Annotated in this window: 1 protein-coding gene; it reads right to left on the reverse strand. The window is 65.3% G+C overall.

Annotated elements, in window-relative coordinates:
• Positions 1-609, reverse strand: a 609-nt coding sequence (locus KHN96_RS22695) for an IS5 family transposase (protein WP_211888748.1), incomplete at its 3' end; no start/stop codon positions are given.
• Positions 610-648: the final 39 nt, after the last annotated feature.

Genomic DNA, 648 nt, shown 5'->3' on the forward strand with positions numbered 1-648 from the left:
CGTCACGTCGGCCACGTTCGCCGCCGTGCATTCCACGTGGTGCACCAGACCGGACGCGTCATCCACGCCGATGTGCGCCTTCATCCCGAAGAACCACTGGTTGCCCTTCTTGGTCTGGTGCATCGCCGGATCGCGCTCGCCCGCCTTGTTCTTGGTCGAGCTCGGCGCACTGATGATCGTGGCATCCACGATCGTGCCACTGCGCAGGCTCAGGCCCTTGCGCTGAAGATGGGCGTTGACCTGCTCGAAGAGCTTCTCGGCCAGCCCGTGCGTCTCCAACAGCCGGCGGAAGTTGAGGATCGTCGTCTCGTCCGGGATGTCGGCAAGCCCGCCCAACTGCGCGAAGCGGCGCATCACCGGCGTGTCGTACAAGGCTTCTTCCATCGCCGGGTCGCTGAGCGCATACCACTGCTGCAGGAAGTGGATGCGCAGCATCGTCGCCAACGGATAGGGCTGGCGACCGGGACGGCCCATCTTCGGGTAGTGCGGCTCGATCAGACCCAGCAGCGCCTGCCACGGCACCACCTGCTCCATCTCCGCCAAAAACACCTCGCGCCGCGTGCGCTTGCGGCTCCCCAGACCCTCGGCATCACCGAACGACAGCTGCATCGCACTCACCCCGATCACGGTGAGGCATTGTCGCGCAAT

The sequence above is a fragment of the Ralstonia mannitolilytica genome, assembly GCF_905397375.1.
Taxonomy (GTDB): Bacteria; Pseudomonadota; Gammaproteobacteria; order Burkholderiales; family Burkholderiaceae; genus Ralstonia; species Ralstonia mannitolilytica.